This window comes from Streptomyces sp. UNOB3_S3 (assembly GCF_020740895.1).
In the GTDB taxonomy this organism is placed as follows: Bacteria; Actinomycetota; Actinomycetes; order Streptomycetales; family Streptomycetaceae; genus Streptomyces.
Window position 1 is genome coordinate 1 of the sequence record NZ_JAILXP010000083.1, and the last position, 22,122, is coordinate 22,122.

2 protein-coding genes and 1 pseudogene are annotated in these 22,122 nt (G+C 75.7%); all 3 read left to right on the forward strand.

The window, feature by feature from the left end:
- Positions 1 to 12,410: type I polyketide synthase (locus K6I33_RS12065; RefSeq protein ID WP_238491501.1), on the forward strand; the 12,410-nt coding region annotated here is incomplete at its 5' end.
- A 105-nt stretch (positions 12,411 to 12,515) separates the two neighbouring features.
- Positions 12,516 to 17,918, forward strand: a pseudogene (locus K6I33_RS36305) (SDR family NAD(P)-dependent oxidoreductase); the annotation flags it as partial.
- Positions 17,919 to 17,988: 70 nt separating this feature from the next.
- Positions 17,989 to 22,122, forward strand: a 4,134-nt coding sequence (locus tag K6I33_RS12075; protein ID WP_374284139.1) for a type I polyketide synthase, incomplete at its 3' end; no start/stop codon positions are given.

The window sequence follows — 22,122 nt, forward strand, 5'->3', positions numbered from 1 at the left end:
TCGCCCGCCCCGAGCCGGGCGACGCCCCGGTCGTCACCCCCTGGACGATCTCCGCGCGCGGCCCCGAGGCGCTCTCCGCGCAGGCCGCGCGGCTGGCCGCCGCCGTGCGCGGCGAGGAGTCGGTCTCTCCTTCCGACATCGGCTGGTCGCTGATCTCCTCCCGGACCGTCTTCGACCACCGCGCCGTCGTCCTCGGCGAGGACCGGGACGCGCTGCTCGCGGGCCTGGACGCGCTCGCCTCCGGCGTCCCCGCGCAGGGCCTGATCTCCGGCACCGTCCAGCCCGGCCTGCTGGGCGTGGTCTTCACCGGCCAGGGCGCCCAGCGCGCCGGCATGGGCGAGGAACTGGCCCGGGTCTTCCCCGTCTTCGCCGCCGCCTACGCCGAGGTGTGCGCCGCCCTCGACGCCCACCTGCCGCGCCCGCTGCGCGAGGTGATCGCGAGCGGCGAGGGCCTGGACGAGACCCGCTGGACGCAGCCCGCGCTGTTCGCCGTCGAGGTCGCCCTGTTCCGGCTCGTGGAGTCCTGGGGCGTGCGCCCCGACTACCTGGCGGGGCACTCCATCGGCGAGGTCGCCGCCGCGCACGTCGCGGGCGTGCTCTCGCTGGCCGACGCCGCCGCGCTGATCGCCGCGCGCGGCCGGCTGATGCAGGAACTCCCCGCCGGCGGCGCGATGATCGCCGTCCAGGCCACCGAGGACGAGGTGCTGCCGCTGCTCGCGGGCCACGAGGACACGGTGGCCGTCGCCGCCGTCAACGGCCCGCGCTCCGTGGTGATCGCCGGCGCCGAGGACGTGGCCGAGGGGATCGCCGCGACCCTGCGCGAGGAGGGTCGCAAGACCAAGCGGCTCACCGTCAGCCACGCCTTCCACTCGCCGCTGATGGCCCCGATGCTGGCGGAGTTCCGCACGGTCGTCGAGGGGCTGACCTTCCACGAGCCGCGCATCGCGGCCGTCTCCACCGTCACCGGCGAGGTCATCGCCGACGGCCTGTGGACGTCCCCCGACTACTGGGTGGAGCACGTCTCCCGCCCGGTGCGCTTCGCCGACGCCACCCGCGCCCTGGAGGACGCGGGCGTCACCACCTTCCTGGAGCTGGGCCCCGACGGCGTCTGCTCCGCGATGGTCGCCGAGTCCCTGCGGGACGCCTCCGTCGCCGCCTCCGTGCCGGCGCTCCGCAAGGGCCGCAGCGAGCCCCAGACCCTGCTGGCCGCGCTCGCCACGCTCTCCGTGCGCGGCACCTCCGTCGACTGGGCCACCGCCTTCGAGGGCGCCGGCGCCGTACGGGTGCCCCTGCCCACGTACGCCTTCCAGCGCGAGCGGTACTGGCTCGACGGCGTGGGCCGCTCCGTCGCCGCGCTCGCCTCCACCACCACGACGGAAAAGGCGTCGCGCGCCCCCCGGGGCGAGCTCGGGGCCCGGCTCGCCGGGCTGTCCGAGGCCGAGCGCCGCCGCGCCGTGACCGAGCTGGTCGGGGCGCACGTCGCCGCCGTCCTGGAGTACGGGCCGGGCCGCCGCGTCGAGTCCCGCTCGCCCTTCAAGGACCTGGGCTTCGACTCCCTGATGTCCGTGGAGCTGCGCACCGCCCTCGCCGAGGCCACCGGGCTGCGACTGCCCAGCGGCCTCCTCTTCGACCACCCCACCCCCGAGGCCCTCGCCGCCCACCTGGAGGCCGAGCTCACCGGCGCCGCCGGGCAGGACGACGACCTGGCCGTGGCGGGCGCGGAGGGCGAGCCCATCGCCATCATCGGCATGGCCTGCCGCTACCCCGGCGGCGTCGCCTCCCCCGAGGACCTGTGGAAGCTCGTCGAGGGCGGCGTGGACGCCGTCTCCGGCTTCCCCACCGACCGCGGCTGGGACGAGGACCTCCACGACCTCGACCCGGGCGCCAACGGCAAGAGCTCCGTCCGCGAGGGCGGCTTCCTCCACGAGGCCGCGCACTTCGACGCCGGCTTCTTCGGCATCTCCCCCCGCGAGGCCCTCGCCATGGACCCCCAGCAGCGGCTGCTGCTGGAGACCGCCTGGGAGGCCGTCGAGCGGGCCGGCCTGGACTCCGAGCGCCTCAAGGGCACCCGCACCGGCGTGTTCGTCGGCGCCACCGCCCTCGACTACGGCCCGCGGATGCACGAGGCGCCCGAGAGCGTCGAGGGCCACCTGCTCACCGGCACCACCTCCAGCGTGATGTCCGGCCGCATCGCCTACCAGCTGGGCCTCGTCGGCCCCGCCGTCACCGTCGACACCGCCTGCTCCTCCTCGCTCGTCGCCCTCCACATGGCCGTGCGCTCGCTGCGCTCGGGCGAGTCGACGCTCGCCATCGCCGGTGGCGCGACCGTGATGTCCTCGCCGGGCATGTTCGTGGAGTTCTCCCGCCAGCGCGGCCTCGCCGCGAACGGCCGCTCCAAGTCCTTCGCCGAGGCCGCCGACGGCACCTCCTGGGCCGAGGGCGTGGGCCTGCTCCTCGTCGAGCGGCTCTCCGACGCCCGGAAGAACGGCCACAAGGTCCTCGCCGTCATCCGGGGCACCGCCATCAACCAGGACGGCGCCTCCAACGGCCTCACCGCCCCCAACGGCCCCTCGCAGCAGCGCGTCATCCGCCAGGCCCTGGCCGACGCCCGGCTCACCCCCGCCGACGTCGACGCCGTCGAGGCGCACGGCACCGGCACCAAGCTCGGCGACCCCATCGAGGCCGAGGCGCTGCTCGCCACCTACGGCAGCGCCGACCGCGAGGCACCGCTGTACCTGGGCTCGCTGAAGTCCAACATCGGCCACGCCCAGGCGGCCGCCGGCGTCGGCGGCCTGATCAAGATGGTGGAGGCCATCCGGCACGGAGTGCTCCCCCGGACCCTCCACGTCGATACGCCCACCAGCCACGTCGACTGGACCGCCGGGGCCGTGGAGCTGCTCACCGAGCAGCGCGAGTGGCCCGACGCGGGCCGGGCGCGCCGCGCCGCGATCTCCTCCTTCGGCATCAGCGGCACCAACGCCCACGTCGTCATCGAGCAGGCCGACGAGGCGCCCCGCGCCCTCGGCGCCGGCGACCTCACCGTCCGCGCCCCCTGGGTGCTCACCGCCCGCGACGAGGCCGCCCTGCGCGAGCAGGCCGGCCGGCTGCGGGAGCTGGTCGCCGACACCGGCGCCCACCCCGCCGACGTCGGCTTCTCGCTGGCCACCGCCCGTACCGCCTTCGAGCGGCGGGCCGTGGTGACCGGCCGGACGAACGAGGAGTTCCTCGCCGGGCTGGGCGCGCTCGCCCAGGGCGTGGACGCCGGCAACGTGGTGACCGGCAGCGCCGCCCGCGCGGGCCGCACCGCGTTCCTCTTCACCGGACAGGGCGCCCAGCGGGTCGGCATGGGGCGTGAACTCCACGCCGGTCAGCCGGTGTTCGCCGCCGCCTTCGACGCGGTCGCCGCCGAGCTCGACAAGCACCTGGAGCGGCCGCTGGCCGAGCTCGTCTTCGCGGAGGAGGGCGGCGAGGACGCCGCCCTGCTACACGAGACCCGCTACACCCAGCCCGCCCTGTTCGCGATCGAGGTGGCCCTCTTCCGGCTGCTGGAGCACCACGGGGCCACCCCCGACCTGCTCGCCGGTCACTCCATCGGCGAACTCGCCGCCGCCCACGTCGCCGGGGTGCTCTCGCTGGCGGACGCCGCCGAGCTGGTGGCCGCGCGCGGCCGGCTGATGCAGTCCGCCCGCTCCGGCGGCGCGATGATCGCCGTCCAGGCCACCGAGGACGAGGTGCTGCCTCTGCTCGCGGGCCACGAGGACGCCGTGTCCGTCGCCGCCGTCAACGGCCCCGACGCCGTGGTGATCTCCGGTGACGAGACCGTCGCCGAGGCCGTCGCCGCGACCCTGCGCGAGCAGGGCCGCAAGACCCACCGGCTCACCGTCAGCCACGCCTTCCACTCGCCGCACATGGACGACGTGCTGGAGGAGTTCCGCACGGTCGCGGCGGGCCTGACCTTCCACGAGCCCGCGCTGCCGGTCGTCTCCACCGTCACCGGCCGCCCGGCCGAGCCGGGCGAGCTCGCCACGCCCGACTACTGGGTGAACCAGATCCGGGGCGCCGTGCGCTTCGCCGACGCCGTACGGGCGCTGGAGGAGCAGGGCGCCACCGTGTTCGTCGAGCTCGGCCCCGACGCCGTGCTGACGGCACTGGCGCGCAACTCCCTGACCGGGGAGGGCGCGACGGCCGTCGCCCTGCTGCGCAAGGGCCGCCCCGAGGCGGAGACCCTCATCGCCGGGCTCGCCCAGGCGCACGCCGTCGGCGCGTCCCTGGACGCCGCGTCGTTCTTCCCCGGCGGCACGGCCACCGACCTGCCCACGTACGCCTTCCAGCGCGCCCACTACTGGCTCGCGGCCCGGCCCGCCGCCGACGCGCGCGGCCTCGGCCTGGACATGGCCGGCCACCCGCTGCTGGCCACCGCCGTCGAACTCGCCGACCGCGAGGACCTGCTGCTCGCCGGCCGCCTCTCGCTCGCCACCCACCCGTGGCTGGCCGACCACGCCATCAGCGGCACCGTGCTCGTCCCCGCCACGGCCTTCATCGAGCTGGCCGTCGCCGCGGGCGACCGGGCCGGCACGGGCCAGGTCGAGGAGCTCACCCTGCGGGCGCCGCTCGTCCTGCCCGAGCGCGGCGCGGTCCGCGTCCAGGTCGCCGTCGCGGCGGCCGAGGCGTCCGGCAGCCGCCCGTTCACCATCCACGCCCGCGCCGAGACGGCTGTTGGCGACGAGCCGCAGCCGTGGACCCTCCACGCCGCCGGCACCCTCGCCCCGGCGCCGACGCCGGCCGCGCCCACCGCCGCGCCGCTCGCCGCGTGGCCGCCGGCGGGCGCGGTCGCCGAGCCGCTGACGGACGTCTACGAGCGGCTGGCCGCCCTCGGCTACGGCTACGGGCCCGTCTTCCAGGGCCTCAAGGCCGTCTGGCGCGCGGGGGACGACGTCTACGCGGAGGTCCGGCTGCCCGAGGGCACCGACCTCGACGGCTTCGCCCTCCACCCGGCGCTCTTCGACGCGGTCCTCCACCCGCTGGTGCTGGACGCCGCCGACCCGTCGGCGCCGGAGCGGATCCGGCTGCCGTTCGCGTGGAACGACATCGCGCTGTACGCGGCCGGGGCGGCGGAGCTGCGGGTGCGGATCTCGCCCGTGGGAACGGACACGGTCGCCATCGAGCTGGCGGACGGGGCGGGTGAGGCCGTCGCCTCGGTCGGCTCCCTGACGCTGCGGCCGGTGGACAAGGCCAAGCTCGCGCCGAAGGCTTCCGGGCCGGACGCGCTGTTCGTGGTGGAGTGGCCGACCGTCGCCGCGGCCGACGGCTCCGGCGTCACCTGGGCGGAGGCGTCCGGGGACGAGCTCCCGGCGGCCGAGGTCGTCGTCGCCCGCCCGGCGGACGTCCGGCACGCGCTGCGCCTCGTGCGGGCGTTCCTGGCGGACGAGCGGCTGGAGGGCTCGCGGCTGGTGTTCGTCACGCGCAACGCGATAGCCGTTGGCGAGGAGGGCGTGGCCGGCCTCGACTCGGCCCCGGTGTGGGGCCTGGTGCGGGCGGCACAGTCGGAGCACCCGGGTCGTTTCGTCCTGGTGGACGCGGACGACGACGCGCTGCTCGCGTCGGCCATCGCCACGGGCGAGCCTCAGCTGGCGCTACGGGGCGGCGAACTGCGGGTGCCGAGGCTGGCACGAGCGGAGGGAGCCCCGGTCCCGCCCCTTCCCGATTCCCGGGGCTCCGCCCCGGACCCCGAGGGCAGCGACCCGGTTGTGGGCAATCGTCCCGCAGGGCGGGACGGGTGGGCACAACCCGACCACCGGCCCGCAGGGGCACTCGACGCCGACGGCACCGTCCTCATCACGGGCGGCACCGGTGGCCTCGGCGCACTGTTCGCTCGCCACTTGGTGGCAGAGCACAACATTCGCCACCTCCTTCTGAGCAGCCGCCGCGGCGCCGCGACCCCCGGCGCCAAGGAGCTCGTCGCCGAGCTCAACGCCCTCGGCGCGGAGGTCACCGTCGCCGCCGCCGACGCGGCCGACCGCGACGCGGTCGCGGCCCTCCTCGCGCAGGTCGACAACACCCACCCGCTGACCGGCGTCATCCACACCGCCGGTGTCCTCGACGACGCGACGATCGCCGCCCTCACCGAGGAGCAGCTCGACACCGTGCTGCGCCCCAAGGTGGACGCCGCCCGGCATCTCCACGAGCTGACGAAGGAGATGGACCTCGCCGCGTTCGTCCTCTTCTCCTCCGTCTCCGGCATCACCGGCACCGCCGGCCAGGCCAACTACGCGGCCGCGAACACCTACCTGGACGCCCTCGCCGCGCACCGCAAGGCCAACGGCCTGTCCGCGACCTCCCTCGCCTGGGGTCTGTGGGACGCCACCCACGGCATGGGCGGCACGCTCGGCGAGGCCGACCTGGCCCGCTGGACGCGGGCCGGCGTCTCGCCGCTCACCCCGGCCATGGGCCTCGCCCTGTTCGACGCGGCCCTCGCGGGCGGCGAGCCCCTGTACGTGCCGGCCGCGCTGAACCTCGCGACGTTCGCGGCCGCGGAGCAGCCCCCCACGATGCTGCGCGGACTCGTCCGTACCCGCGCCCCGCGCCGTACCGCCCGCGCGGCGGCCGGTGCCGGGCAGGGCGGCGGGGACTGGGCGCAGTCGATCGCGGCGCTGCCCGAGGGCGAGCGCGCGGGCGCGGTGACCGAGCTCGTGCGCGGCGTCGTCGCCGCCGTGCTCGGCCACGCGAACGCCACCACCGTCGATCCCGAACGGGCCTTCAAGGAGCTCGGCTTCGACTCCCTCTCCGGCGTGGAGCTGCGCAACCGGCTCAACGCCACCACCGGTCTGCGGCTGCCGACCACCGCCGTCTTCGACCACCCCTCGCCGGCCGCGCTCGCCGCGTTCCTGCTCTCCAAGGTGGCGGAGAGCGGTGGCGGCAAGGCCGTCGTCAAGGCGGTCCGTTCCACCGCCGCCACCGGCGACGACGACCCGATCGCGATCGTCGGCATGGCCTGCCGCTACCCGGGCGGGGTCACCTCGCCCGAGGGCCTGTGGCGCCTGGTGGCCGACGGTGTGGACGCCATCAGCGAGTTCCCCGTCAACCGCGGCTGGGACCTCGACACGCTCTTCGACCCGGACCCGGAGAAGACCGGCAGCTCCTACGTCCGTCACGGCGGCTTCCTCCACGACGCCGACCTGTTCGACCGGGAGTTCTTCGGCATCTCGCCGCGCGAGGCCACCGCGACCGACCCGCAGCACCGGATGCTGCTGGAGACCGCGTGGGAGACCTTCGAGAGCGCCGGCATCGACCCGGCCACCGTGCGCGGTTCCAACACCGGTGTGTTCACCGGCGCCATGTACGACGACTACGCGTCCCGGCTGGCCGGCACCCCCGAGGAGTTCGAGGGCTTCCTGCTCGCGGGCAACCTCTCCAGCGTCGTCTCGGGCCGGCTGTCCTACACGTACGGGCTGGAGGGCCCGGCCGTGACCGTGGACACCGCCTGCTCGTCCTCGCTGGTCGCCCTGCACCTGGCGGCGAACGCGCTGCGCTCGGGCGAGTGCGACCTGGCGCTGGCGGGCGGTGTGACCGTGATGGCCGGACCGCACGTCTTCGTCGAGTTCAGCCGGCAGCGCGGGCTCTCGCCCGACGGCCGTTGCAAGTCCTTCTCCGCCGACGCCGACGGCACCGGCTGGGCCGAGGGCGTGGGTCTGCTGCTCGTCGAGCGGCTCTCCGACGCCGAGCGCAACGGGCACCAGGTGCTCGCGGTGCTGCGCGGTTCCGCCGTCAACCAGGACGGCGCGTCCAACGGCCTGACCGCCCCCAACGGCCCGGCCCAGGAGCGCGTCATCCGCCAGGCGCTGGCCAACGCCGGTCTCCAGCCGTCCGACGTGGACGCGGTGGAGGCCCACGGCACCGGTACGACCCTGGGCGACCCCATCGAGGCACAGGCCCTGCTCGCCACCTACGGCCAGGACCGCCCCGAGGACCGCCCGCTCTACCTCGGCTCGCTGAAGTCCAACATCGGCCACTCGCAGGCCGCGGCGGGCGTCGGCGGCATCATCAAGATGATCCAGGCGATGGAGCACGGCACGCTGCCGCGCACCCTCCACGCCGGCGAGCGCTCCCCGCACGTCGACTGGGAGGCCGGTGCCATCGAGCTGCTCACCGAGGAGCGGGCGTGGCCCGACGCGGGCCGTCCGCGCCGCGCGGCGGTCTCCTCCTTCGGCATCAGCGGCACCAACGCCCACGTCATCATCGAGCGGCCCGCCACCGCCGAGGAGACGGCGACGGAGCGCCCGGCCGACGGCGGCCCCCTGCCGTGGCTGGTCTCCGGCCGCAGCGAGGAGGCCGTGCGGGCCCAGGCCGAGCGGCTGCGCGCCCACGCCGTCGCCCACCCCGAACTGGCGCCCGCCGACATCGGCTGGTCCCTGGCCACCACCCGTGCCCTCCACGAGCACCGGGCGGCCGTCATCGGCACCGACCGGGACGAACTCCTCGCCGGGCTGGAAGCGTTGGCCAACGGCGAGTCCTTCCCCGCCGTCGTCCGGGCCACCGGCGGCCGGCGCGGGAAGACCGCGTTCCTCTTCACCGGGCAGGGCTCCCAGCGCCTGGGCATGGGCCGTGAGCTCTACGCCTCCTCGCCGGTCTTCGCCGCCGCCCTGGACGAGGCCTGCGCCCACCTCGACACCGAACTGCCGCGCCCGCTGAAGGACGTGCTGTTCGCCGCCGAGGGCTCCCCGGACGCGGCCCTGCTGAACATGACGGTCTTCACGCAGGCGGCACTGTTCGCCGTGGAGACCGCCCTGTTCCGGCTCGCCGCGCACCACGGGCTGACCCCCGACTACCTCCTCGGCCACTCCATCGGCGAGGTCACCGCGGCCCACCTGGCCGGGGTGCTCGACCTCGCGGACGCCTGCCACCTCGTCGCCGAGCGCGGCCGGCTGATGCAGGCCGCCCGCGACGGCGGCGCGATGGCCGCGATCCAGGCCACGGAGGAGGACGTCCTCGCGACCCTCGACGCCCACGGCACCGGCGAGCGCGTGGCGATCGCCGGCGTCAACGGCCCCACCTCCACCGTGATCTCCGGGGACGAGGACGCCGTCGAGGAGCTGGTGGCCCTCTGGCGCGAACGCGGCGCCAAGACCAAGCGGCTGTCCGTCAGCCACGCCTTCCACTCCCCGCACATGGCGGACGTGCTGGACGAGTTCCGGGCCGTCGCGGCCGGGCTCACCTTCCACGCCCCGCGCATCCCGGTCGTCTCCAACGTCACCGGCACCCTCGCCACCACCGAGGAGCTGACCTCCCCCGACTACTGGGCCCGCCACATCCGCCAGGCCGTCCGCTTCCTGGACGGCGTGCGGTACCTGGAGGAGCAGGGCGTCACCGACTGGCTGGAGCTCGGCCCGGACGGGGTGCTCACCGCCCTCGTCCAGGAGAGCCTGACCGGCGAGGCCGCCTCGCTCACCCCGGCGCTGCGCCGGGGCCGCCCCGAGGACCGTACGGCCGCGGCCGCGTTCGCCCAGCTCATCGCGCGGGGCGTGCGCACCGACTGGCCGGCCGTCTTCCCCGGCGCCCGGCGGGTCGCGCTGCCCACCTACGCCTTCCGCCACCAGCGGTACTGGCTCGACGCCCCGGCCTCGGCCGGCGGCGGCGCGGCCGGGCTGGGCCTGGGCGCGGCGGACCACCCGCTGCTGGGTGCCGCCGTCCAGCTCGCCGAGCGCGACGAGTACGTCTTCACCGGCCGGGTCTCCCGCACCACCCACCCCTGGCTGGCCGACCACGCCGTCCTGGGCTCGGTGCTGCTGCCCGGCACGGGGCTGCTGGAGCTGGCGCTGCGCGCCGGCGAGCAGGCGGGCAGCGACTCGCTGGAGGAACTGACCCTGGCCGCGCCGCTGGTGCTGCCCGAGCGCGGCGCCGTCCAGCTCCAGCTGGCCGTCGGCGCGGCCGACGGGCAGGGCCTGCGGACCGTCGAGATCCACTCTCGGCCCGACGACGGCGACGCCGACCGCTCCTGGACCCTCCACGCCTCCGGCACCCTCACCACCGGCCGGGCCGCCCCGGCCGACCTGGTGGTCTGGCCGCCGGCCGGAACCACGGAGGTGCCGCTCGACGGCGTCTACGACCGGCTCGCCGACCAGGGCTACGGCTACGGCCCGGCCTTCCAGGGCCTGCGCCGCGTCTGGCAGGGCGAGAACGAGCTGTACGCCGAGGTGGCCCTGGCGGAGGAACTGCGCGCCGACGCCGGCGCGTTCGCCCTCCACCCGGCGCTGCTGGACGCCGCGCTGCACACGCTGCTGCCCGGCGTGGCCACGGCGGACGGCCCCTCGTGGCTGCCGTTCTCCTGGTCCGGCGCGACCGTCCACGCGACGGGCGCCACGGTGCTGCAGGTGCGCCTCTCGCTGGAGTCCCCGGAGCCCACCACGCTCCTGGCCGCCCTGACCGTCGCCGACGGCGCGGGCCAGCCCGTGGCGACGGTCGAGTCCCTGACCCTCCGCCCCCTCTCGAAGGAAGCCCTCCGCGCGGCGGGCAACGCGGCACAGGACGGCCTCCTCAAGGTCACCTGGACACCCGTTGTGGGCAATCGTCCCGCAGGGCGGGACGGGTGGGCACAACTCCACGACGGCGCCGCACCGCTCACGACCGGCACCACGACGTACCCGGACCTCGCCGCCCTCATCGCGGCGCTGGACGAGGGCACGACGGCCCCCGCCGTCGTCCTCGCCCCTGTCACGGGTGGCGGCGACGGCGACACCGCCGAGCAGGCCCACACCGCCCTCCAGGCCATCCTGGAACTGACCCGCACGTGGCTGGCGGACGACCGCCTCTCCGAGTCGAGGCTCGTCGTCATCACGAACAACGCCGTCGCCGCCGGCGAGGAGGACGTCACCAACCTCCCCCACGCCGGCGTCTGGGGCCTCCTCCGCTCCGCGCAGACGGAGAACCCGGGCCGGATCGGCATCGTCGACGCCGACGGCACCGCGACCGGGGAGCAGCTGGCGGCCGCCGTCGCCACCGCCGAGCCCCAGCTCGCGATCCGCGGCGAGGCCGTCCTCGTCCCGCGCCTGGCCCGTGCCGAAGGCGCGAAGGAGGAGGCGGGCCCCGCCGGGTACCACGGCACCACCCTCGTCACCGGCGCCACCGGCGCCCTCGGCGGCATCCTCGCCCGTCACCTGGTCACCCAGCACGGCGCACGCCACCTGCTGCTGCTCAGCCGGCGCGGCGCCGACGCCCCCGGGGCGGCCGAGCTGCGCGAGGAGCTGACCGAGCTGGGCGCCACCGTGACGCTCGCCGCCGTCGACGTCGTCGACCGCGCCGCGCTCGCGGACGTGATCGCGGGCATCCCGGCCGAGCACCCGCTCACGGCCGTGGTGCACACGGCGGGCGTGCTGGAGGACGGTGTCATCGCCCAGATGACGCCCGAGCAGCTGACCACGGTCCTGCGCCCGAAGATCGACGCGGCCTGGAACCTCCACGAGCTCACCAAGGACCTGCCGGACCTCTCCGCGTTCGTCCTCTACTCCTCCGTCGCCGGTCTCCTCGGCACGGCCGGCCAGTCCAACTACGCGGCGGGCAACACCTTCCTGGACGCCCTCGCCGAGCACCGCAGGGCCAACGGCTTGCCCGGCACGTCCCTCGCCTGGGGCCTGTGGGCGGACACCAGCTCCATCGCCGGGCATCTGGCGGAGGCGGACCTGCGCCGCCTGGCCCGCTCCGGGCTGCTGCCGCTGAACGCCAAGGAGGCCATGGAGCTGTACGACGCGGCGCCCGCCACCGGTGAGGCCGTCCTGGCGGTCACCCGGCTGGACACGGCCGCGCTGCGGCGCGGCGAGCCGCCGGTGCTGCTGAGCGGCATGGTGCGGACGCCCGCCAGGCGCGCGGCGGCCGCCCCGGGCGGCGGCGCGGACGCCGGGCCGTCGCTCACCGAGCGGCTGGCGGCCCTGTCGCCGCTGGAGCGGGGCCGGGTCCTGACCGACCTCGTCCGGGCGCAGGTGGCGCAGGTGCTGGGCCACTCCGACGCGAGCGGCGTCACCGCCGACCGGGCCTTCTCGGACCTGGGCTTCGACTCGCTGACCGCCGTGGAGCTGCGCAACCTCCTCAACAAGGCCACCGGCCTGCGGCTGCCGACGACCCTGGTCTTCGACCACCCGAGCCCGGCCGCGCTCGCCGCCCACCTCCAGGACCAGCTGGTCGTGGAGGAGGTCTCGCCGGCCGAACCCGTGCTGGCGGGGCTGGACGGCCTGCGGTCGGCGATCGAGTCGGCGGCGGCCACGGGCGAGGACGACCGCGCCCGGATCACCGCCCGGCTGCGGGAGCTGCTGGAGGCCGCGGAGGCGGCCGGCGCCGCACCCGCGGCGGAGGAGGACGACAACGCCGACCTCGACGCGGCCAGCGACGAGGAGCTCTTCGCCCTGTTCGACGGTCTCGAATGACCGGCCCGCACCCCACCCGGCCATCACCAGTAGTTGCCGAACGTACTCACCAGGAGCTGAACACACGTGGCTGACGAGGTAAAACTCCGCGAATACCTCAAGCGGGCCATCGCCGACGCCCGGGACGCCCGCAAGCGGCTGCGCGAGGTGGAGAGCAAGGACCAGGAGCCCATCGCCATCGTGGGCATGGCCTGCCGCTACCCGGGCGGGGTGACCTCGCCCGAGGACCTGTGGAAGCTGGTCGAGGACGGTGTCGACGCCGTCTCCGAGTTCCCCGCCAACCGCGGCTGGGACGTGGACGGCCTCTACGACCCGGACCCGGAGCAGGTCGGCAAGTCCTACTCCCGCGAGGGCGGCTTCCTCCACGACGCCGACCTCTTCGACCCGGCGTTCTTCGGGATGTCGCCGCGCGAGGCGCTCGCCGCCGACCCCCAGCAGCGGCTGCTGCTGGAGACCGCGTGGGAGACCTTCGAGCGGGCCGGCATCGACCCGGCCACCCTCAAGGGCAGCCGCACCGGTGTCTTCACCGGCGTGATGTACAACGACTACGGCTCCCGGCCGAACCTCCCCCCGGAGGGCTTCGAGGGCTATCTGTTCAGCGGCAGCGCGGGCTCCATCGCCTCCGGGCGGCTCGCCTACAGCTACGGGCTGGAAGGCCCGGCCGTGACCGTCGACACCGCCTGCTCGTCCTCGCTGGTGACCCTCCACCTGGCGGCGGGCGCGCTGCGGCGCGGCGAGTGCGACCTGGCGCTCGCGGGCGGCGCGACCGTGATGTCCACGCCGGTGGCGTTCATCGAGTTCTCCCGGCTGCGCGGCCTGGCCGCCGACGGCCGCTGCAAGTCCTTCGCGGCGGCCGCCGACGGCACCGGCTGGGCCGAGGGCGTGGGCCTGCTGCTCGTCGAGCGGCTCTCCGACGCCCGGAAGAACGGCCACCACGTGCTGGCCGTGCTGCGCGGCTCGGCCGTCAACCAGGACGGCGCGTCCAACGGCCTGACCGCCCCCAACGGCCCGGCCCAGGAGCGCGTCATCCGCCAGGCGCTGGCCAGCGCGGGCCTGAAGCCGTCGGACGTCGACGCCGTCGAGGCGCACGGCACCGGTACGACGCTGGGCGACCCCATCGAGGCGCAGGCGCTGCTGGCCACCTACGGCCAGGACCGGCCCGGGGACCGGCCGCTGTACCTGGGTTCGCTGAAGTCCAACATCGGCCACGCGCAGGCGGCGGCCGGTGTGGGCGGTGTCATCAAGATGGTGCAGGCCATCGAGCACGGGCTGCTGCCCCGCACCCTCCACCTCGGCGAGCGCTCCCCGCACGTCGACTGGGAGGCGGGCGCCATCGAGCTCCTCACCGAGGAGCGCAAGTGGCCCGAGACGGACCGGCCGCGCCGGGCCGCCGTCTCCTCGTTCGGCTTCGGCGGCACCAACGCCCACGTCATCATCGAGCAGGCGACGCCCGAGCAGGCGGCCGAGGACGGCGAGCAGGGCGAGGGCACGGCCCCGGCCGCGACGGCCCCCGAGGCGCCCGTCGTGACGACCGAACTGCCCGCCGTCCCCTGGCCGGTGTCCGGCCACACGCCCGACGCGCTGCGCGCGCAGGCCCGCCGGCTCCTGGACCGCGTCGAGGCGAACCCCGACGCGTCCCCCACGGACATCGCCTTCTCGCTGGCCACGGGCCGTTCGGCGCTGGAGCACCGTGCGGTGGTCACCGGCACCGGCCGCGCGGAGCTCGTCGCCTCCCTGCGTTCCCTGGCCGAGGGCGAGCCCGGCGCGGGCGTCGTCTCCGGGGTGCGCGGCGGCGGCCGGACGGGCTTCCTCTTCACCGGCCAGGGCGCCCAGCGCGCCGGCATGGGCCAGGAGCTGTACACGGCGTTCCCGGCCTTCGCCGGGGCCTTCGACGCGGTGGCCGCCGAGCTGGACCCGCTGCTGGGCAAGCCGCTCCGTGAGGTGATCGCCTCCGGTGCCGGCCTGGACGACACCGGCTGGACCCAGCCCGCGCTGTTCGCCGTCGAGGTCGCCCTCTACCGGCTCGTCGAATCGTGGGGCGTACGGCCCGACTTCCTCGCCGGGCACTCCATCGGCGAGCTGACGGCCGCCCACGTGGCCGGGGTGCTCTCGCTGGCGGACGCGGCGAAGCTCGTCGCGGCGCGGGCGAAGCTGATGCAGGCGCTCCCCGGCGGCGGCGCGATGATCGCCGTGCAGGCCGCCGAGGAGGAGGTGCTGCCGCTGCTGACGGGCCTGGAGGACCGGCTCGCGATCGCGGCGGTCAACGGCCCGGACGCCGTGGTGGTCTCCGGCGACGCGGACGCGGCCGAGGAGGTCGCGGCACGGCTGAAGGAGCAGGGCCGCAAGACCAAGCGGCTCACCGTCAGCCACGCCTTCCACTCCCCGCACATGGACGGGATGCTGGAGGAGTTCCGGGCGGTCGCGGCGGGCCTGACCTACCGCGCGCCGGAGATCCTCGTCGTCTCCACCCTCACCGGCCAGATCGCCGGCGGCGACGACCTGCGCACCCCGGACTACTGGGTGCGGCAGGTGCGCGGTGCCGTCCGCTTCGTGGACGCCGTCCGCGTACTGGAGGCCGAGGGCGTCACCACGCTGCTGGAGCTGGGCCCCGACCCGGTGCTGACGGCCATGGCCGCCGGCGCCGTCACGGACGCCGTCGCCGCCGTGCCCGCGCTGCGCGCCGGCCGCCCGGAGGCGGTCACCGCCCTCGCCGCGCTCGGTCAGCTGCACGCCCGGGGCACGGCCGTGGACTGGGCCGCCGTGTTCGCCGGCACCGGCGCGCGCCGGGTGGACCTGCCTACGTACGCCTTCCAGCACCAGCGGTTCTGGCTGGAGCAGCTGCCCACCGCCACCGACCCGTTCGGCGTGGCCGCGGGCACCGACGGCAAGCAGCACCCGGTGCTCGGCTCGCCGATCACCGTGGCCGGCGCCAACCAGCTGCTGTTCGCCAGCCGGCTGTCGCTGAAGACCCACCCCTGGCTCGCCGACCACGTCGTGCTCGGCTCGCCCGTGCTGCCGGCGTCCGCGCTCGTCGAACTGGCCGTCCACGCCGGTGACATGATCGGCTACCCGGTCGTCGACGAGCTCAACCTGATGGTGCCGCTGGTGCTGCCCGAGGACGGCACCCTCCAGCTCCAGGTGCGCGCGGGCACCCACGACGACTCCGAGCGCCGCTGCCTGTGCCTGTACTCGCGGCCGGACTCCCCCGACGCGCCCTGGACCATGCACGTCGAGGGCTACTACCTGCCGGAGACCGCCGAGCCCGCCGCGCGACCGGAGGGCAAGGGCAGGACCATCGAGTTCCAGCTCCCGGAGGAGCTCCACGAGGAGGCGGGCCGCTACGGTCTCCACCCCGTCCTGCTGAACGCGGCCGTCCCGGTCCGCGCCGCCGACCCCGTGGGCGGCACCATCCCGGTGCCCGCCGACTGGTACGGCATCCGGCTCCACGCCACGGGCGCCACGGCCGTCAAGGCGACGGTGACCGAGCTCGACGCGAACAGCGTCGCGCTGGAGCTGACCGACATGGCGGGCGAGCCGGTCGCCACCGTCGAGTCGATCGTCTTCCGCGACGTGCCCAACGGGCAGTTCACCCCGCACGTCGACAGCACCGGCCGGGACTCCCTGCTGCGCGTCGACTGGGTCCCGGCCCGGCTCGCCCCGGCGGAGGAGACCCCCCTGTGGGGCGCGCTCGGCGACACGTCCGAGGACCTGGCGGCCCAGCGCTTCCTCGACCCGGCCCAGGTCGCCATGGCGATCGAGTCGGGCACGCCGGTCGATGCGGTCGTAGCCCCCCTCCCGCCGCAGTCCGGCGGTGCCGGACTGCCCGCGACCGTCCACGCGGAGACGGCCCGCACCCTCGAACTCCTCCAGCGCTGGCTGGCGGAGGACCGCCTCGCGGCCACCCCCCTGGTGATCCTCACCGAGGGCGGTGCGTCCACCGCCACCGGCGAGGACATCACCGACCTCAGCGCGGCCGCCCTGTGGGGACTCGTCCGCACCGCCCAGTCCGAGGCCCCCGACCGCCTCGTGGTCGTCGACACCGACGGCAGCCACACCCCCGGGCTGCTGGCCGGGATCGTCGCCTCCGGCGAGCCGCAGGCCGCCGTGCGCGGCGGCAAGGTGCTCCTGCCGAGGCTCCAGCGCCTGCTCGCGCCGGAGTTCAAGCCGAAGCGCCCGGAGTGGCGGACCGACGGCACCGTGCTGATCACCGGCACCGGCGCCCTGGGCGCGGTGTTCGCCCGCCACCTGGTGGCCGAGCACGGCGTCTCGCGGGTGCTGCTCGCGAGCCGGAGCGGGGCCGCCACCGAGGGGCTGGCCGAGGTCGTCACCGACCTCCAGTCGCTGGGCGCCGAGGTCACCGTCGCCGCCTGCGACGTCGCCGACCGCGAGGCGCTCGCCGCGCTGCTGGCGACGGTCCCCGCCGAGCACCCGCTGACCGGTGTCGTGCACACCGCGGGCGTCCTCGACAACGGCCTGCTGCCCACCCTCACCCCCGAGCGGCTCTCGGCCGTCCTCCGCCCCAAGGCGGACGCGGCCTGGCACCTCCACGAGCTGACGAAGGAGATGGACCTCGCCGCGTTCGTGCTGTTCTCCTCGGCCGTCGGCGTCCTCGGCGGCCCGGGCCAGGCCAACTACGCGGCCGCCAACGCCTTCCTGGACGCCCTCGCCGAGCACCGCAGGGCCAACGGGCTGCCCGGCACGTCCCTCGCCTGGGGCCTGTGGTCGGTGCCCGGCGGCATCAACAAGGACCTGGACGAGGCCGACCTCAACCGGTTCGCCCGCGACGGCTTCCGGCCCATCGCCCGCCCCGAGGGCCACTCGCTGTTCGACCGGGCCCTCGCCCACGACAGCGCGGCCCTGGTCGGCACCCCCGTCGGCGCTGCGGCCGTACGCGCCCAGGAGCACGTCCCCGCGCTGCTGCGCGCCCTCGTGAGCACCGCGGCGCCCCGGCGCACCGCGCAGTCGCAGACCGAGCAGACCGAGTCGCTGGCCGACCGGCTGGCGGAGCTCGCCGCCCCCGAGCGGGAGGCGGTCGTGCTGGACCTGGTGCGCACCGCCGTCGCGGCCGTGCTGGGCCACGCGGACCCTCAGGGCATCGAGCCCGAACGGGCCTTCTCGGAGCTGGGCTTCGACTCGCTGACGGCCGTGGAGCTGCGCAACCGGCTCACGGTGGCCGCCGGCACCCGGCTGCCCGCGACGCTGGTCTTCGACCACCCCACCTCCGCCGCGCTCACCGCGTTCCTGCTCCGCCAGCTCGTCCCGGACGGCGCCGAGGCGCCGCACCCGGTGCTGGCGGGGCTGGACAGGCTGGAGGCGCTGCTGCCCGGCATGGCCGCCGACGACCCGGCCCGCGCCTCCGTCTCCGTACGCCTCCAGACACTGCTCGCCAAGCTCAACGAGTCCACGGCGGCGGTCGCGGAGGAGGACGTCACGGACCAGCTGGAGTCGGCCTCGGCCGAGGACATCTTCAGCTTCATCGACAACGAGCTCGGCCGCTCCTCCGGCTGAGGGCGCTCACCGACTTCCGTATCTCCAGGAGAGATTCAGCATGACCAATCAACCCTCCAACGAAGAGAAGCTGGTCGAGTACCTCAAATGGGTGACGGCCGATCTGAAGAAGGCGCGGGCGCGCCTGGCCGAGCTGGAGGCGGGCACCCAGGAGCCCGTCGCCATCGTCGGCATGGCCTGCCGGTTCCCCGGCGGGGTGCGTTCGCCGGAGGACCTGTGGCGGATGGTCGAGGGCGGCGTGGACGGCATCTCGCCGTTCCCCGCCGACCGCGGCTGGGACCTGGAGCGGCTCTACGACCCGGACCCGGCCACCCCCGGCACCTCCTACACCCGTGAGGGCGGCTTCCTCGACGACGCGGCCCAGTTCGACGCGGGCTTCTTCGGGATCTCCCCGCGCGAGGCGCAGGCGATGGACCCCCAGCAGCGGGTGCTGCTGGAGACCGCGTGGGAGACCTTCGAGCAGGCCGGCATCGACCCGGCCGGGCTGCGCGGCAGCCAGGTCGGCGTCTTCGCGGGCGTCATCGAGCAGAGCTACCTCGGGCTCGACGGGCCCGAGGAGTTCGAGGGCTATCTGCTGACCAGCAAGCTCAACTCCGTGGCCTCCGGCCGGATCGCCTACTCCTTCGGCTTCGAGGGCCCGGCGCTGTCCGTGGACACGGCCTGCTCGTCCTCGCTGGTCGCCCTCCACCTGGCCGTCCAGTCGGTGCGGCAGGGCGAGTCGACGCTGGCGCTGGCCGGCGGCTCGACGATCACGGCGACGCCGGGCGGGTTCGTCGACTTCTCCCGGCAGAGCGGCCTCGCCCCCGACGGCCGCATCAAGTCCTTCGCGGCGGCCGCCGACGGCACCTCGTGGTCCGAGGGCGTCGGCCTGGTGCTCGTCGAGAAGCTGTCGGACGCGCGGAAGAACGGGCACAAGGTCCTCGCGGTGATCCGCGGCTCCGCCGTCAACCAGGACGGCGCGTCCAACGGCCTGACCGCGCCCAACGGCCCCTCCCAGGAGCGCGTCATCCGGCAGGCGCTCGCCAACGCCCGGCTGACCACGGCCGACGTCGACGTCGTCGAGGCGCACGGCACCGGCACCCGGCTCGGCGACCCCATCGAGGCGCAGGCCCTCCTCGCCACCTACGGCCAGGACCGGCCCGAGGACCGGCCGCTGTACCTGGGTTCGCTGAAGTCCAACATCGGCCACACCGTGGCCGCGGCGGGCGTCGGCGGCGTCATCAAGATGATCCAGGCGATGGAGCACGGCACGCTGCCCCGGACCCTCCACGTCGACACGCCCACCCCGATGGTCGACTGGGAGTCGGGCGCCGTCGAGCTGCTCACCGAGGCGCGTCCGTGGCCCGAGGCCGGCCGGCCGCGCCGGGCCGCCGTCTCCGCCTTCGGCGTCAGCGGCACCAACGCCCACCTGATCCTGGAGCAGGCCCCCGCCGAGGAGCCCGCCGAAGCCCCGGCGAAGCCGGTCGTCCAGCCCGTCCTGCCGTGGCTGCTGTCCGCGAAGAGTGCCGAGGCGCTGCGCGAGCAGGCCCGCCGGCTGCTGGCCGCCTCCCCCTCGAACTCGCCGCTCGACGTGGCGTATTCGCTGGCCACCACCCGCTCCGCGCTGGAGCAGCGGGCCGTCGTCACCGGCGCCGACGCGGACGAGCTGCGGGCGGGCCTGACCGCCCTGGCCGAGGGCGAGCAGAGCCCGGCCGTCGTGCTCGGCGCGCGCGGCAAGGGCAGGACCGGTGTGCTCTTCACCGGCCAGGGCGCCCAGCACCCCGGCATGGGCCAGGAGCTGTACACGGCGTACCCGGTCTTCGCCGAGGCCTTCGACGCGGTGGCCGCCGTCCTGGACCCGCTGCTGGAGCGGCCGGTCCGCGACGTGATCGCCTCCGGCGACGGCCTGGACGACACCGGTTGCACCCAGCCCGCGCTGTTCGCCGTCGAGGTCGCCCTCTACCGGCTCGTCGAGTCCTGGGGCCTGCGCCCCGACTACCTCGCCGGGCACTCCATCGGTGAGATCGCCGCCGCCCACGTGGCCGGGGTGCTCTCCCTGGAGGACGCGGCCGAGCTGGTCGCCGCGCGCGGCCGGCTGATGCAGGAACTGCCCGCCGGCGGCGCGATGATCGCCGTCCAGGCGACCGAGGACGAGGTGCTGCCGCTGCTCACGGGCCGCGAGGACGAGGTCGCGATCGCGGCCGTCAACGGCCCCTCCGCCGTCGTCATCGCCGGTGACGAGGGCGCCGCCGAGGAGATCGCGGCGCGGCTGAAGGAGCAGGGCCGCAAGACCAAGCGGCTCACCGTCAGCCACGCCTTCCACTCCCCGCACATGCAGCCCATGCTGCCGGCCTTCCGCAAGGTCGCCGAGGGCCTCACCTACCACCCGCCCACGATCCCGGTCGTCTCCGGCCTCACGGGCACCCTCGCCACCGCCGAGGAACTGACCTCCCCCGACTACTGGGTGCGCCACGTCCGCGAGGCCGTGCGGTTCGCGGACGCCGTCCGCGCCCTCGCCGACCACGGCGTGACCACGTTCGTGGAGGCCGGCCCCGGCGGCGTGCTGACCGCGCTCGTCCAGGACACGGTCGAGCCCGGCGCGGCGGTGGCGCTGCTGCGCCGCGGCCGCCCCGAGCCCGCCGCCCTCGTCGAGGGCCTCGGCCGGCTGCACAACCACGGGACGCCCGTGGACTGGCGGGCCTTCTTCGAGGGCACCGGCGCCCGCCGGGTGGACCTGCCCACGTACGCCTTCCAGCACCAGCGCTTCTGGGTGGAGTCGGCGGCGCGTCCCGCCGACGCCGCCGGGCTCGGCCTGGCCGTCGCCGGGCACCCGCTGCTGGGCGCGGCGCTGCCCGTCGCGGGCGCCGACGAGGCCCTGTTCGCCGGCCGGATCTCGCTGCGCACCCACGGCTGGCTCGGCGAGCACCGCGTGCTGGGCACGGCCGTGGTGCCGTCGGCCGCCCTGGCCGAACTGGCGGTCCGCGCCGGCGACGAACTGGGCGCGAGCGTCCTGGCGGACTTCACCCTGGACGCCCCGCCGGCCGTGCCGGACAAGGGCGACCTCCAGCTCCAGGCCCACGTCGGCCCCGCCGACACGGAGGGCCGCCGGACCGTCACCGTCCACGCCCGCCCCGACGGCCTCGACGTGCCGTGGACCCGCCACGCCCACGGCACGCTGACCCCCGCCGACACCGGCGAGTCCTTCGAGCTCACCACCTGGCCGCCCCAGGGCGCCGACGAGCTCGCGCCCGAGGAGGCGTACGAGCGGCTGGCCGCCGCCGGGCTGACGTACGGCCCCGCCTTCCGGGGCCTGACCGCCGCCTGGCGGCAGGGCGAGGAGACCTTCGCCGAGATCCGGCTGCCCGAGGGCACCGATCTCGACGGCTTCGCCCTCCACCCGGCGCTCCTCGACGCGGCCCTCCACGCGGCCGCCCCCGCCGGCGCCCTCGCGGACCGCTGGCAGGGCCTGCGGCTGTACGCCACGGGCGCCACCGCCCTGCGGGTGCGGATCACGCCCGTCGCCGACGGCGCCCTCTCGCTCCGGCTGGCGGACCTCTCCGGCCGTCCCGTCGCCTCCGTCGAGTCGCTGCGCACCCGCCCGGTGACGGCCGCCGCCATCACCGGCGCGCTGGCCCGCCCGCACGACGCGCTGTTCCGCATGGACTGGACGCCGGTCGCCCTCCCCGCGCGGGAGACCACCCCGGCGTACGCGGTCCTGGACCCCGACGGGTTCGCCGACGTGGCAGCCGTCGCGACAGCGGTCGCGGCCGGTACGCGCTACGACACCGTGCTGCTGCCCCTGACCGCCGAGCCCACGGACGACGTCCCGGCGAGCGTCCACGCCACGGCGCTGCGCGTACTGGGCCTGGTCCAGGAGTGGCTGGCCGACGAGCGGCTGACGGAGACCCCGCTGACGGTCGTCACGTCCGGCGCGATGGCGACGACGGCCGACGAGGACGTCACCGACCTGGCGGCCGCCACGGTCTGGGGCCTCCTGCGCTCGGCCCAGTCCGAACACGCGGGCCGCTTCGTACTACTGGATACGGACGCACCGGGCGCGGACCCCGCGTTCCTGGCCTCTGCCGCCACGACGGGCGAGCCGCAGCTGGCGCTGCGGGGAACCGAACTCCGCGTGCCGCGCCTGGCCCGCGTTGCGGGCACCCCGGTTGTGGGCAATCGTCCCGCAGGGCGATGGGGGCACCTCCCGGCGGTAGCCGGGGGAGGG